The organism is Rhizobacter sp. Root1221, assembly GCF_001425785.1.
Taxonomy (GTDB): Bacteria; Pseudomonadota; Gammaproteobacteria; order Burkholderiales; family Burkholderiaceae_C; genus Rhizobacter.
On the sequence record NZ_LMDI01000007.1, the window covers coordinates 14,337 to 27,063 of the forward strand.

Genomic DNA, 12,727 nt, shown 5'->3' on the forward strand with positions numbered 1-12,727 from the left:
GGAGATTCGGCACGGGGCAATCCATTAATTACACTGCACAGTGTAGTTTACTCGCGAAGAAAGTAAACTCACCCGTGTAGAATTTTTGGCATGTCTTCTGAGTCCCCCTCGAGCCCTGCCCCCGCCCGCCTCACCGACCGCAAGCGCGAGGCCATCGTGCAGGCCGCGATCGACGAGTTCCGGCAGCACGGGTTCGCTGGCACCAGCATGGACCGGCTCGCCGCCGTTGCCGGGGTCTCCAAGCGCACGGTCTACAACCACTTCCCGAGCAAGGACGAGCTCTTCGCCGAGATCCTCCACCAGCTGTTCGAGCACAGCCAGGCGGTGACCGGCGTGGCCTACAGCCACACCCGCCCGTTGCGCGATCAGTTGCGAGAGCTGATGGCCCAGAAGATGGCCTTGCTGAACGACGCCACGTTCATCAGCCTGGCGCGCGTGGGCATTGCCGAGGTGATGCACGCCCCCGAACGGGCGCTGGCCATCGTGGGCCGCATGGCCGAGAAGGAGGAAGCGCTCGTCACCTGGCTGCGAGCGGCCCAGGCCGACGGGCGGCTGCGCGCCGTCGATCCCGCGTACGCCGCCCAGCAGCTGCAGGGGATGGTGAAGGCCTTTGCCTTCTGGCCGCAGCTGACCCTGGGCCAGCCACCGCTGTCCGCCGCCGAACAGACCCGCGTGCTCGACGACTGCGTCGACATGTTCCTCGGATTCCACGACACGGGGCCGTCCGCCAATTCCTGGAAACCCGCCCCCTACCTTTGATTGCAGATGGGGGGTACCCAGCCCTCGGCCGGTGTGACATATTGCTCGGAAGCCAGCCCTGTGCAAAGGACACACCATGCTCTCATCCCTCTTCGGCGACCTGCGTGCCAACCGGGGTCACCGCACCGGCGGCGCCGATGGCGAGGAACACGGCTTTGCGGCCACCACGCTGATGGAAAGCACGGCCACCGAGGTCAACGACCAGGGCCAGATGATCGACAACCAGCAGCGCGACCTGGTGGTCGTGGGCTCGCCGGCCCAGGCCATCCGCGACCACTTCGCCACCACCCGCGCCGACCTCGACACCGCCAACCGCCAGATCACGCTGGTGGACCCCACCGGGGTGTGGGCCCCGTCGGTCATCAAGGCGCTGTCCGACGCCACCGGGCGCGCGGTCGAACGCCTGCACTTGCGCGAGCAAGGCACCTTGCGCACGCTGGCCGTCATCGAACGCACCACGGTCGACCGGCGCAACGAAAACACGCTGCGCATCTACCACGCCGCGGTGCGGGCCCCGGGCTCCGCCAACGCCGCCATCCCCACGGCCCTGATGGAACGCAGCCACATGACGGCCGTGATCGTGGGCGCCATGTCGCCCCACGACATCGACGACCTGCTCGTGAACCTGCAGGAAGCGGTCCAGGAACCCAACTGGCGCTGCCCCACGCTGCTGTTCATGCTGCCGCCCAACGCCGTCTGGATCGCCAACAAGATCGCCATGTACGACTGGCCGGCGGCACTGAAGGTGCAGGTGCTGAACGAGGCCCTGACCAGTGCATCGGCCGTGTGGAACTCGCTGCTCGGCATCTGGAACCGCGTCAAGGCGGTGCCCCCGTGGCAGCCGCCCCAGGCGCCCAACGAACACGGCATCGAGGGTTACCCCATCAAGGTCGCCGACCTCGACCGCCCTGACTCGCCCCCCGCCGTGCTGGTGGAAGGCCACATCGGCCGCGTGCCGCTGGCCGTCGAAGCTGCCGACCGCGCGGTGGCCGCCATGCTCGGCATCGAAGGGCTGCTCGGCTGCGCGGTGGTCGACGCCGCCACCGGCTTCACCCTCGCCCGCCAGAGCCGTGAAGGCGAACCGGTGCACCTCGAACTCGCTGCCGCCGGCAGCGCCCAGGTGCTGCGCGCCCACCAGCAGGCGTCCACCAGCATGGGCCTCGACCACGACATCGAGGAAATCATGACCAGCGCCGGCGGCCGCCACCATGTGCTTCGCACCGTGTCGCGGCACAAGGGGTTGTTCCTGTTCGCGCTGCTCGACAAGAAGCGGGCGAACCTGGCCTTGGCCCGCTACAAGCTGATGGAGGCGGAGCAGGCCCTCTGAGGGTCGCCCAACCGGCCCCCGGGTGGGGGCATCAGCGGCCCGTCGACTTGACGATGCCTTGCGCCAGGCCGTCGACGGTGTTGCCCGCAGCGTCCGTGGCCTGCGGATCGGCACCTTGCGACTTCAGCGTGTTCAACACTTCCAGGCGGCCGAAGAGGGCCGCGTACATGGCGGGGGTCTGGCCGGAAGCATTCCGGTGGTCGGGATCGCATCCGGCTTTCATCAGGAGTCGCGCCACCCCGATCTCGGCCTTGAAGATGGCGCCCATCAGCGCCGTGTTGCCGCGGAGATCCTCGGCGCACGGGTTCGCACCCGCAGCGATGAGCAACCGCACCGCGTTCTCATGACCGTGGTAGGCCGAGAGGATGAGCGCGGTGTAGCCCTTCTCGTCACGCGTGTCGAGGTCGTAGCGCGCAGCGACGAACTCCTTCAGGATGGCTTCGTTGCCACTGCGTGCGGCGTCGAACAGGTAGGCATGCAGCTTTCGTGACACGGCGTCGGCATCGAGGGAGGTGGCGCCGGCCGGGGCCGGTACCACCTCGCTGCGGTAGCCCCCGGCCGAGGCAGCAGGTGCCTCGGCCGGGGATGCCATGGGCTCCGCGAGCGCGCCGCCGGCCCACAGCGTGACCGACAACACCGCCGCGACGGTCTTCGAGAAACGGTAGTGGCCCATGGCTGCGCTCCGGAGCATCGCGCTTACTCGCTCAGGGCGGCAGCAAGCCGCTGCACGCGGCCCGCATCCGCCTTCACCGCCTGCGCCACGGCCGCACCGTATTGGCTGTCGGCCTTGTAGAAGTGCGACAGCATCGTGTACTTGGTGGTGTCGTCCTTCACCTTGCCAAGGTCTCCGGCGAGGTTGGCAACGAGGTTGGCCTGGTCTTGCTTGGACAGCGAACGGTAGAACTCACCGGCTTGGCGGAAGTTCAGCGTCTTGGCGATGCGCGCCTGCTGCGTGCTGCCCGCGAGTGCCGAGCTGCTGTAGCGCACGGCGGCATCCTGCGGCTTCGGCGCGATGCGGGACGGCTCGTAGTTCACCGTGCCGTTGCGGGCCGCGGAGTTCGATTCCCCGTCCTGGTTGTTGTTGTTCGACGTGCCCTTGGGCGCGTTGATCGGCAGCTGGAACACGTTCGTGCCGACCCGGTAGAGCTGCGTGTCGTTGTAGCTGAACACGCGCCCCTGGAGCAGCCGGTCTTCCGACGGTTCGATCCCCGGAACCAGGTTGCCTGGCGCGAAGGCGGCCTGCTCGGTCTCCTGGAACACGTTGGCCGGGTTGCGATTGAGCGTCATCGTGCCGACCTTGGTTTCAGGCACGCCGTTCCAGACCTTCGTGGCATCCAGCGGGTTGAAGTCGAAGCCGTCGAGCTGGTCGGGGCGGAGCGTCTGCACGTACAGGTCCCACTTCGGGAAATCGCCTTTCGAGATGGCTTCGATCAGGTCCTCGGACGCGTGGTTGAACGTCTGGCCTTGCACGGTGGACGCTTGCGCGCCGGTCAGGTTCTTCTGGCCTTGCAGGCTCTTCCAGTGGAACTTGACGTAGGTGGTCGCGCCGCGTGCGTCGACGAACTTGTAGGCATGCACGCCGTTGCCGTCCATCGTGCGATAGCTGGCCGGGATGCCGAAGTCGGAGTACACGCGCGTCAGCATGTGCGTGGCTTCCGGCACGTGCGAGAAAAAGTCGAAGACGCGGTTCGGGTCCTGCACGTTGGTGTCGGGGCCGGGCTTCAGGCTGTGGACCATGTCGGGGAACTTGATCGCGTCGCGGATGAAGAAGATCGGCAGGTTGTTCCCCACCAGGTCCCAGTTGCCCTCCGAGGTGTAGAACTTGGTGGCGAACCCGCGCGGATCGCGCAGCGTCTCGGGCGAATGGTTGCCGTGGATGACCGTGGAGAAGCGCACGAACACCGGGGTCGTGGTGCCCGGCACGAAGACCTTCGCACGCGTGAAGGCCGAGATGTCAGCGGTGGCGATGAACTGGCCATGCGCGCCGGTACCTCGTGCGTGCACCACGCGTTCGGGGATGCGTTCGCGGTCGAAGCGTTGCAGCTTCTGGATCAACTGCACGTCTTGCAGCAGCACCGGCCCGCCGGGGCCGGCGGTCTGCGAGTTCTGGTTGTCGCCCACCGGCGCGCCGTTGTCACGCGTGAGCCCCTGCTGGGCCCACACGGGCACCGAGACCGAGACGCACACAGCGGCGCACACCGCCGACGATGCCAGTTTGAGGGAATTCTTCATGAGGCCACGCTCCACCGAGGTTGTTGATTCGGTGGAGCGTAGGGGGAGCGGCTTGGGGCCGGAAGTCGATAACTTCAATTCAACCCATTGAGAATGCCGATGACCGGCGAGCGTTCAAACACCCGCTTGGCCGGCTCCAATTCAAAACACGACAAGACCCCATCGCGTTACCAGCCCCCAACCGGCGAAACGGCAGAGCAAGGCCGAAAGGCCTTGCCACGCATCACCACTCGAGCGGTGCCGTCGTGATGGCGTCCAGGGCCGACTCCGCAACGACCTGGCCGGCACTGTCCGTGTGCCGGAAGCGAATGACGCCGAAGCCCTTGGCGAACCAGAGCGTCGACGGCCCATCTGTGGTGTTGCCGGCCTCGACCACCCGGATCTTGCAGGTATTCGCGAATGTGTGGCCCCCCAGGGTCTGCGCCTCGAAGCCCTCTAACGTCCAGGTTTCCTGCCGTGCGATCGTCTGGGTCTGGCCCGCATTGCTGCCACTCAGCTCGGACACCGTGTCGACATAACTCATCGTGGCGGCCTGCCCGGCCTGCAGGTCCAGCGGCAGCAGGAAGCCGTCTGAGTGCACGACCTTCGTCTCGGCCACACCGGCCTGGTCATAGCGGATGAAACCCCAGAAGCGGATGCCGCTGGATTGCTGCGACCAGTACGTCGCCGTGGTGCGGAGGTTGGTCGCGTCTTCCAGGTCCACCATGGCGCCGCGCGTCGCGCCCTCGAAGGGTTCCTCAAGCATCCGGACGCCGTCGGAGGGGCCCCCCTCGGGATCGGTCATGGTGTATGCCACACCGGCGGTGATGCCGAGGCAGCTGGCCAGCGTGGGCGCGGCAGGCGCCGTGGGGCTGCTTTCGCCGTCGTCATCGCCGCCGCCGCAAGCGGCCAGGGCGGCGCACACGGCCGTGGTGAGCAGGAGGGTCTTGGTCCGGGGGAACTTCATGGGATCAGGCACGTACAGTGTTGGGGAAAATCACGACCGCGCGCAGCTACCGCGGCACGAGGCGTTCGGCGCCCAGGTTGGCGGGCGAGACCATTCGGGTCCGAGCCGCAGAGTAGACGGCCTTCGCGGCCGGTACGCTGCCCCAAAGGCCTCCGTTCGCTGACGCACCTGTGAACGTTCGCCCCTGCACCAGCCGTGTTGCGCAGCACACACAAGGCCCAGTGAAGGCACGTTGCCGACGGTTCTGGCACCCGCCCGCCATCGAGCCGTGATCGCTTCCTGGTGATTTTTGGCTACCGATCTCTTATCCTGCTGTCGTCGCCAAGGCATGCCCAAGCCCTCCCCGCCATCAAACCATGAACACCCTCCCTCCCGACGAAAGAACGCAGGAAGTCTGGACCACTACCGCCTTGCGGCCCGATCGCCAGTTCGAGGCTTGGCGCGAGGTGATCGTCGATGCGCACCTGAGCTGGGACATTCCGAAGATCGACTGCGAGAGCTTCCCGGCCTCCATGCGCCAGCACCGCCTCGGCGGACTGCGGCTGACGGACTGCACGGCGCCCACACGTGTGACCGGCATGCGCGGCCGAGCGCAGATCGCGCGCGACGATGAGGCTTATCTCACCGTCGTGATGATCGCCGAAGGCAGCGAAACCTTGGGGCTCGGCGACCACGAGGTGCATCTCACCGAAGGCATGTTCATGCTGTGGGACAGCACTCGCCCGATGGCCTTCGCAACCGGTGAACACCTGCGTCAGATGTCGCTGCTGATCCCCGAGGCCGAGTTGCTGCGCCGCATGCCGCGGGTGCGCGACCTCGTCGGCCGCCCGATGGGCGGCCTGCACGGGGCCGGCGGCCTGTTCATGGATCACTTCCGTTCGCTGATACGGCGCTTCGACGAGTTACCGGCAGCCAGCCGCGAGCCGGCACTGCATGCCACGCTCGACCTGCTCGGCGTGTGCCTCGGCGGGCAACCCGAGTTGCCACCGCCCCGGCTGCGGCAACTCATGCACCAACAGGTGCAGAGCCACATCGAGAAACACCTCGCGGACCCCGCACTGGGCATCGCCTCACTGGCGGGCCACTTTCGCATGTCCGAACGCAACATCCACAAGCTGTTCGCAGGCACCGGCACCACGGTATCCGCCCACATCCGCGACCGGCGCCTCGCCATGTGCCGGCGAGACCTGATCAGCTGCTCGCTGAGAGCCCGGCATGTCTCCGAGATCGCCCATCACTGGGGCTTCACCGACCTCAGCCACTTCAGCAAGGCCTTCCGCGCCGCCTACGGGATGTCGCCGAGCGAGTGGCGTGCGCAAACCCCGGTTGACGCAGCACCGGGAGCGGATCAAATTCCCGGTATGCAGGGAGGTGTCCATGTCACAAGACAATCGTGAACTGGCTCGGCGATGGATGGACGAGGTCTGGAACCAGCGACTGGAGCCGACCATCGGCGACATGCTCGCACCGAACGTCATCGGACACGCCGAAGGCAACGTCGACATCCGCGACGTGCCCGGGTTCCGGGCGTACCGGAGCGCTCTGTTGAACGCCTTCCCGAACCTGCGGATCGAGGTGGAGGACGTGATCAGCAGCGGCGATGACGTCGCCGTGCGGTGGCGTGTCTGCGGAACACACGACGGCGACGGATTGGGCATCGCCGCAACCGGCCAACCCGTCGAGTTCTGGGGCATGACGTGGTTGCGCTTCTCCGACGGGCGCATCGTCGAGGGTTGGGATGCCTGGAACCAAGGCGGCGTGGTGCAGCGGCTGCAGACGGGGTGGGCGGCGTCCCGGGCGCCTGCCAGCCCTGGGGTTCATGCCGCCAGCCGCACGCCCTGAGGAGGCGCCTCCCGCAGGCTCGCGCAAAGCTGCCGCAGTTCATCCGTCATGGCGTGCCCGGTGGGCCACACCATGCCGATGCGACGGCACTCGCCCGACGCCAGCGGCCGGATCACGAGACCGGCACCGCCGAGGTAGCCGACCGCGAGCGCGGGCAGGAGCGTGCAGCCGAGACCCGCGGCCACCAGGTGGCGCAGCGTTTCGAGGCTGGTGGCACGGCAATCGGCGGAATCGTCCTGGGCCGACTCCAGCTGCCCGCAGGCGGCGAGCGCCTGCCCGCGCAGGCAATGCACGTCGGTCAGCAACATCAGGCGCAGTCCACTCAGCACATCGGTGCCGACGACCGACGCCGGCGCGATCGGGTGATCGGGCGGACATGCCACGAAAAAGGGTTCATCGAACAAGGGCTGCTCCACGAGCTTGCCCGGGTTCGATGCGGGCAGCGCAACGAAGGCCGCGTCGATGAGGTGGTCGTCCAGCTTTTCCTCGAGGCGCCGCGTCGTGTCTTCATGGATCACGAGATGGAGCCGCGGGTAGCGTGACCGCAGCTCAGGCAGCAGCCACGGAAGGAAGTACGGCGCCAACGTCGGGATCACCCCGATGTTGAGCGCGCCCTGCAGCGGTCCGCGGCGCAGCCGCGTGAGCCGCAGGATGTCGTCGGCCTCGGCAAGCAGCCGGCTGGCCCGCTCCACGATCTGCTCCCCGAGCGGCGTGGGCACCGGCTGCTTGCCGCTGCGGTCGATCAAGGTCATGCCGAGATAGGCTTCGAGTTTGCGTACCTGGGCGCTCAGCGTCGGCTGTGTGACGTTGCAGGCCTCTGCCGCACGCCCGAAATGGCGATGTTCGGCGATCGCGACCAGATAGCGGAGTTCACGCAGGGTCATGGTGTTCTGTCGAGTGCCGGGGAAAATTGCCGGGAAAAGCGGCAGAACCCGGGACGGTCCGCTCGGACACGCCCCGGGTTGGGTCCATCGAACGCAGGATCAGCCCGAGGACTGCGCCTGCGCTTCAACTCACCACGGCGATCCGATGAAGTTCACGCCATTGCCGATGGCGCAACGGAACGAGACCTGGTTGACCTGGGCGTAGTCGGGCAGGCTCAAGGTCGTGGACGTGAAGGCGATGGAGCCATCGGGCTTGACCCGGTACCGCAACACCTGCTGGAGCGGTTTGTTGTCGGCGGAAACGGCCACGACGCTGTCCGAGAACGCCAGCGTCGAGTCCGCCAGGACGCGGTAGGAGCCGATCGTCAGGCCGCCCTTGGTCTGCGAAGGCTGGCCGGTGCCCTCCGGCGTGCAACGGCTGAGGTCGATCACCGCGGAGACACGATGTCCGGCATCGAGCGAGCGCTGGATGGAGGCCAGGTCGTTCAGTGGCGGGCTGGCATGGCTGGCCGTTCCGAAAGCCAAAGCGGCGCAGGGCAAGAGATGCTTGAGTTTGATTTTCATTTTGGATCCTCCTTGAAGATGGCAGCGGGCTTCTGCTGCACGGCGCACCTTACAGAAAGATCCTCGGCAGACCGGTGACAAAACGAAGCAGTGTCCGGAATTCCGAAACAGGAAACGCCAGATACCCTGCCGCGCGGCGATTCCCGCGCTCGGCTAACATCGACCCGTGGCGGACACCGTGCCCGCCTGTCGGTTGCCGAGCCATGAGCCAAGTTCTTTTCGATTACACCAAGCAGGATTCGAGCGGGGAAAGCTGCACCGCCCACGCGTGGGCCAAGGTGCCCGAGCCGCTGACGCCAGACCGGCGTGAGGCGCTGAAGGCCCGCGCCAAGGCGCTGCTGAAGGAGCGCAACGCGGTGCTCGTGGCGCACTACTACGTCGATGGCGACCTGCAGGACCTCGCGCTCGAGACCGGCGGCTGTGTGGCCGACTCCCTCGAGATGGCCCGCTTCGGCCGCGACCACGCCAGCACCACGCTGGTGGTCGCCGGCGTGCGGTTCATGGGTGAATCGGCCAAGATCCTGAGCCCCGAGAAGCGGGTGCTGATGCCCGACCTCGACGCCACCTGCTCGCTCGACCTGGGCTGTCCGGCCGACGAGTTCGCGCAGTTCTGCGACGCCCACCCCGACCGCGAGGTGGTGGTGTATGCCAACACCAGCGCCGCCGTGAAGGCCCGTGCCGACTGGATGGTGACCAGCTCGTGCGCACTGGCCATCGTGCAGAGCCTGAAGGACCAGGGCAAGAAGGTGCTGTGGGCACCCGACCGCCACCTGGGCCGCTACATCCAGGAGCAGACCGGCGCCGACATGCTGATGTGGAACGGTGCGTGCATCGTGCACGACGAGTTCCGCGGCCTCGAACTCGACCTGCTCAAGGCGCAGTACCCCGACGCGAAGGTGCTCGTGCACCCCGAGTCACCGAAAAGCGTGGTGGAGCAGGCCGACGTGGTGGGCTCCACGTCGCAGATGCTGAACGCCGTGGTGCAGATGGACGCGCAGACCTTCATCGTGGCCACCGACAACGGCATCCTGCACCGCATGCGCCAGCTGGCGCCCACCAAGACCCTGATCGAGGCGCCCACCTCCGGCAACAGCGCCACCTGCAAGAGCTGCGCGCATTGCCCGTGGATGGCCATGAACGCGCTGCAGGGCGTGGTCGACTGCCTGGAACAGGGCACCGGCGAGATCTTCGTGGACGAACCCATCCGCTCGCAAGCGCTCGGCTGCATCGACCGCATGCTCGACTTCGTCAAGAACAACCCGGCCAGCGTGCAGAAGCCCGGCTTCGTCAAAAACATCGGCGCCGCCTGAACGGCCGCCCCACCCCCATGTTCGACTACAACGAAACCCTCGAGCAGGCGCGTGCGCGCAACATCCGCGATGCGCTGATGGAAGACATCGGCCGCCAGGACTGGACCGCCCGGCTGGTGCCCGCCGGCCAGCGCGTGCGCGCCCGGGTGCTGGTGCGCGAGGACGCCGTGCTGTGCGGCCGCGACTGGTTCGACGGCTGTTTTGCCGCCATCGACCCGGCCGCCCGCATCGACTGGCACGTGGCCGAAGGTGCCCGCATGGCCGCCGACACACTCGTGTGCCACATCGAGGCCGACGCGCGCGCGTTGCTCACTGCGGAGCGGCCCGCGCTGAACTTCCTGCAACTGCTGTCGGGCACCGCCTCCATCACGCGCCAGCACGTCGAGGCGATGGGCAACGCGTCCACCAACCCGAACGGCTGCGCCGTGCTCGACACCCGCAAGACCCTGCCCGGCCTGCGCCAGGCCCAGAAGTACGCGGTGCGCACCGGCGGCGGCCAGAACCAGCGGCTGGCGCTGTGGCACGGCATCCTGATCAAGGAAAACCACATCGCGGCGGCCGGTGGCGTAGCCGCGGCGCTGCGCAACGCGCAGGCGCTCGATTCGGGCGTGGACATCCAGGTGGAGGTGGAATCCATCGACCAGCTGCGCGAGGCGCTGGGCGCCGGGGCGCGCAGCGTGCTGCTCGACAACTTCACGCCGCCCATGATGGTGGAGGCCGTGGCCGTCACCGCCGGGCGGGCGCTGCTCGAGGTGTCGGGCAACGTCAAGATCGACCAGATGGCGGCCATCGCCGCCACCGGCGTGGACCGCATCTCGATCGGCCGCCTCACGAAAGACGTGCGGGCCACCGATTACTCGATGCGGGTGCTCGAACGCCTCTGAGACGCTGAGCCCGGCGCCGGCGTGGCAGCCGTCACGCTTTTGCGCCCCCTCGCGCCGGCCGGCAGGCCTACAGTGGAAGGCACCAGCCCGTCCAGGGCGCGAGGTGCCTGCCATGAGTTCGTCCGACTTCGAATCCATCCACAACTTCCACGAGCGCGCGGTGCTGGACGCGGTGGTCGCGGCCCTGCCCGACTACCCGCACCTGCAAGGCAGCGAGCTGCTCGCCGACATCGCCTGCGTGGCGTTGAACCGCCTGCCGCCACGGTACATCCGCCACAGCGTGGACTTCTCGTTCTACCTGAGCGAGAAGGAACGCCACGAGATGGACGTGGCGATCCGGGAGTCGGTGTCGTACGCGTTCCAGTTCGTGCAGGCGCGCGCGGCGATGCGCGCGCGGTCCTGACGCGAAAGCGGCGCCCCTGCGCGCGCTTGCGGTGCGTCAGCGGCTCTGCTGCCCCAGTTTGCCCACCCCTGCGTTGGCCTTGACTGTGTCCGGCACGTTGGACGCCGAGTAAGCCTTGACGATCGAGGCCTTGTACGGCTTCATCGCGTTCAGCACGGATGAGTCCTGCTTGAGGTAGTTCTGCGCCGGCGCCGGGGTCACGGCGTTGCCGGTGCAGATGCGGCCCAACGCGGCCGTGCAGCTCGACTGGGAAGCCGCCGTCTGCTGGTAGATGCCGTAGACCTGGCCATGAGGCTGTTCGATCGGATAGGGCATGTTCTTGAAGTAGTTCCCCTCGACCAGGACCTTGACGCCTTCGCCGGTTTCAAGCGCGTGCCCGGACGTGCCGCCATCCTCGAAGAAGTTGTTGACGAGGTGGACCTGCAGGCCACTGCCGCCCGAATTCAACTTCGGTGCACGCCCGGTGGTGTGATGGAACCAGTTGCCGGCGAGCGTCATCTGGCCATTGCCGGCCAGCAACACGTTCCAGTAGTGCCGGCCGTCACAACCGAAATCGGTGCGCCCGTCGAACTCGTTGTTCGAGATCGTCACGTCGTCGACGGTTTCCTTCGCCGAACCGCTGCCGCTGACGATCATCTGGCGGGCGATGCGCGAAAAGTAGTTGTGATCGATCCACACGCGGCTGACTTCGCCGAGCGTGATCGCGTCCCCACCGAAGACCTTGCCGGCGTTGATGTCCGTGATCTTCAGGTTGCGGATGATGACGTTGTTGGCGCCGGTCCAGAGGCGGAAGCCCTTGCCCTTGACCCCCGAGTTCGCGCCGATGCCCACCACCGTCTTGTTCGCGCCCACGGTCATGCCCTGCAGGCCGGCCTTCGAATACGTGTACTTCGCAAAGCCGGGCTTGTTGGTGCAGCGGTACCGTTCGCTCTCGGAGATCAACAGCGTGACCTCGTTCCGGGCTTTCGGATCGGCGCAAGCCGTGGCATAGCAACCGTCGACGGACGGCGAACCTTCCGAGCCGGTGAGGTCGATGATGCCCTCGATCTCGATGATGCGCGGCTCCTTGTCCAGGCAAAGGTTGCCGTCCGTGCCTCTCCGATCGTTGCAAAGCGCATTCTTCAGGTCGTCCGCGTTCTTCACGCGCACCGTCTTGCCGCCCGCGCCGCCCGTCACCCCGGCCCCGAAGCCCACCGGCTTGCTGGAGACAGCGACCACCGCGGCCATCTCGACCCCGGGTTCGGCGCTGGCTTCCGACTGGGCCTCGGCCTGCACCCCTGCCGTCGGCTCCTCCCCCGCATCCCCAGAGCCACCGCAGGCTGCCAGGATCGAGCTCAAGCCCACGGCAGCGAGTCGCGCCACCACGGCGGGTCCGAACCATGGGTCGCGCTGTGCCGGGAGGGGACGGTCGAAAGAGTGCTTCATGTTGAGTCGCTCATCAGGGTGATTGGAGGTGAGCGAATCTTCAACCAGCAGTGCCCCCGCGGTCATGATGGATTCTTGACCTTGCGAGCCAAGGGCATGATGGATCCTTGACCTTACGTTCGGTTGCACGGCGGTGCACGCCGAGCCATTC

General features: G+C 67.0%; 13 protein-coding genes. 7 read left to right on the forward strand and 6 right to left on the reverse strand.

Going from position 1 to position 12,727, the window contains the following annotated elements; genetic code table 11:
• Positions 1-90: 90 nt before the first annotated feature.
• On the forward strand, positions 91-759 hold the full coding sequence (locus ASC87_RS06635; protein WP_056658558.1) for a TetR/AcrR family transcriptional regulator: 669 nt from the start codon (positions 91-93) through the stop codon (positions 757-759).
• Positions 760-835: 76 nt separating this feature from the next.
• On the forward strand, positions 836-2,086 hold the full coding sequence (locus ASC87_RS06640) for a hypothetical protein (RefSeq protein ID WP_056658560.1): 1,251 nt from the start codon (positions 836-838) through the stop codon (positions 2,084-2,086).
• Between the two features lie 31 nt (positions 2,087-2,117).
• Here the strand turns inward: ASC87_RS06640 and ASC87_RS06645 are convergent, their stop codons facing one another.
• The 3 genes from ASC87_RS06645 to ASC87_RS06655 form a co-directional block, all read right to left on the reverse strand.
• Positions 2,118-2,759 (reverse strand): ankyrin repeat domain-containing protein, encoded by a 642-nt coding sequence (locus ASC87_RS06645; protein ID WP_056658563.1) that lies wholly within the window; start codon positions 2,757-2,759, stop codon positions 2,118-2,120.
• A 23-nt stretch (positions 2,760-2,782) separates the two neighbouring features.
• The gene (locus ASC87_RS06650) at positions 2,783-4,318 is read right to left on the reverse strand and encodes a catalase (RefSeq protein ID WP_082568445.1); all 1,536 of its coding nucleotides are present in this window, start codon (positions 4,316-4,318) and stop codon (positions 2,783-2,785) included.
• A gap of 223 nt (positions 4,319-4,541) precedes the next feature.
• Positions 4,542-5,264, reverse strand: coding sequence for a hypothetical protein (locus ASC87_RS06655; RefSeq protein ID WP_056658565.1), 723 nt, complete (start codon positions 5,262-5,264; stop codon positions 4,542-4,544).
• A gap of 356 nt (positions 5,265-5,620) precedes the next feature.
• Here ASC87_RS06655 and ASC87_RS06660 point away from each other — a divergent pair, with 356 nt between their 5' ends.
• Together ASC87_RS06660 and ASC87_RS06665 are read left to right on the forward strand one after the other, a co-directional pair.
• Positions 5,621-6,661, forward strand: a complete 1,041-nt coding sequence (locus tag ASC87_RS06660; RefSeq protein ID WP_082568446.1) for a helix-turn-helix domain-containing protein — start codon at positions 5,621-5,623, stop codon at positions 6,659-6,661.
• A complete protein-coding gene (locus ASC87_RS06665) occupies positions 6,642-7,106 on the forward strand; it encodes an ester cyclase (RefSeq protein WP_162255136.1) in 465 nt (154 codons plus the stop codon). Before ASC87_RS06660 ends, ASC87_RS06665 begins: the two co-directional genes overlap by 20 nt.
• On the opposite strand, the gene ASC87_RS06670 is transcribed toward ASC87_RS06665, so the two are convergent.
• Positions 7,082-7,990 (reverse strand): LysR substrate-binding domain-containing protein, encoded by a 909-nt coding sequence (locus ASC87_RS06670; RefSeq protein WP_056658573.1) that lies wholly within the window; start codon positions 7,988-7,990, stop codon positions 7,082-7,084. The genes ASC87_RS06665 and ASC87_RS06670 overlap by 25 nt on opposite strands.
• Before the next feature lie 129 nt (positions 7,991-8,119).
• On the reverse strand, positions 8,120-8,554 hold the full coding sequence (locus tag ASC87_RS06675; protein ID WP_056658575.1) for a VirK family protein: 435 nt from the start codon (positions 8,552-8,554) through the stop codon (positions 8,120-8,122).
• A 203-nt stretch (positions 8,555-8,757) separates the two neighbouring features.
• On the opposite strand from ASC87_RS06675, the gene nadA reads away from it, so the two are divergent.
• From nadA to ASC87_RS06690, 3 genes are all read left to right on the forward strand, one after another.
• Complete coding sequence (nadA, locus tag ASC87_RS06680; protein ID WP_056658578.1) at positions 8,758-9,864, forward strand: quinolinate synthase NadA; 1,107 nt, start codon at positions 8,758-8,760, stop codon at positions 9,862-9,864.
• A 17-nt stretch (positions 9,865-9,881) separates the two neighbouring features.
• Positions 9,882-10,748: a carboxylating nicotinate-nucleotide diphosphorylase gene (gene nadC / locus ASC87_RS06685; RefSeq protein ID WP_056658581.1), complete on the forward strand. Its 867-nt coding sequence runs from the start codon at positions 9,882-9,884 to the stop codon at positions 10,746-10,748.
• Positions 10,749-10,860: 112 nt separating this feature from the next.
• On the forward strand, positions 10,861-11,151 hold the full coding sequence (locus tag ASC87_RS06690; RefSeq protein WP_056658584.1) for a late competence development ComFB family protein: 291 nt from the start codon (positions 10,861-10,863) through the stop codon (positions 11,149-11,151).
• Between the two features lie 36 nt (positions 11,152-11,187).
• Here the strand turns inward: ASC87_RS06690 and ASC87_RS06695 are convergent, their stop codons facing one another.
• The gene (locus ASC87_RS06695) at positions 11,188-12,576 is read right to left on the reverse strand and encodes a polysaccharide lyase family 1 protein (protein ID WP_157603876.1); all 1,389 of its coding nucleotides are present in this window, start codon (positions 12,574-12,576) and stop codon (positions 11,188-11,190) included.
• Positions 12,577-12,727: the final 151 nt, after the last annotated feature.

What these genes read in the sequence shown, in the direction of transcription:
- ASC87_RS06670 (WP_056658573.1), bottom strand. Translation starts at nt 7,990, where the DNA reads ATGACCCTGCGTGAACTCCGCTATCTGGTCGCGATCGCCGAACATCGC.
- ASC87_RS06635 (WP_056658558.1), top strand. Translation starts at nt 91, where the DNA reads ATGTCTTCTGAGTCCCCCTCGAGCCCTGCCCCCGCCCGCCTCACCGAC.
- ASC87_RS06640 (WP_056658560.1), top strand. Translation starts at nt 836, where the DNA reads ATGCTCTCATCCCTCTTCGGCGACCTGCGTGCCAACCGGGGTCACCGC.
- ASC87_RS06645 (WP_056658563.1), bottom strand. Translation starts at nt 2,759, where the DNA reads ATGGGCCACTACCGTTTCTCGAAGACCGTCGCGGCGGTGTTGTCGGTC.
- nadA (WP_056658578.1), top strand. Translation starts at nt 8,758, where the DNA reads ATGAGCCAAGTTCTTTTCGATTACACCAAGCAGGATTCGAGCGGGGAA.
- ASC87_RS06665 (WP_162255136.1), top strand. Translation starts at nt 6,642, where the DNA reads ATGTCACAAGACAATCGTGAACTGGCTCGGCGATGGATGGACGAGGTC.
- ASC87_RS06655 (WP_056658565.1), bottom strand. Translation starts at nt 5,264, where the DNA reads ATGAAGTTCCCCCGGACCAAGACCCTCCTGCTCACCACGGCCGTGTGC.
- ASC87_RS06650 (WP_082568445.1), bottom strand. Translation starts at nt 4,318, where the DNA reads ATGAAGAATTCCCTCAAACTGGCATCGTCGGCGGTGTGCGCCGCTGTG.
- nadC (WP_056658581.1), top strand. Translation starts at nt 9,882, where the DNA reads ATGTTCGACTACAACGAAACCCTCGAGCAGGCGCGTGCGCGCAACATC.
- ASC87_RS06675 (WP_056658575.1), bottom strand. Translation starts at nt 8,554, where the DNA reads ATGAAAATCAAACTCAAGCATCTCTTGCCCTGCGCCGCTTTGGCTTTC.
- ASC87_RS06695 (WP_157603876.1), bottom strand. Translation starts at nt 12,576, where the DNA reads ATGAAGCACTCTTTCGACCGTCCCCTCCCGGCACAGCGCGACCCATGG.
- ASC87_RS06660 (WP_082568446.1), top strand. Translation starts at nt 5,621, where the DNA reads ATGAACACCCTCCCTCCCGACGAAAGAACGCAGGAAGTCTGGACCACT.
- ASC87_RS06690 (WP_056658584.1), top strand. Translation starts at nt 10,861, where the DNA reads ATGAGTTCGTCCGACTTCGAATCCATCCACAACTTCCACGAGCGCGCG.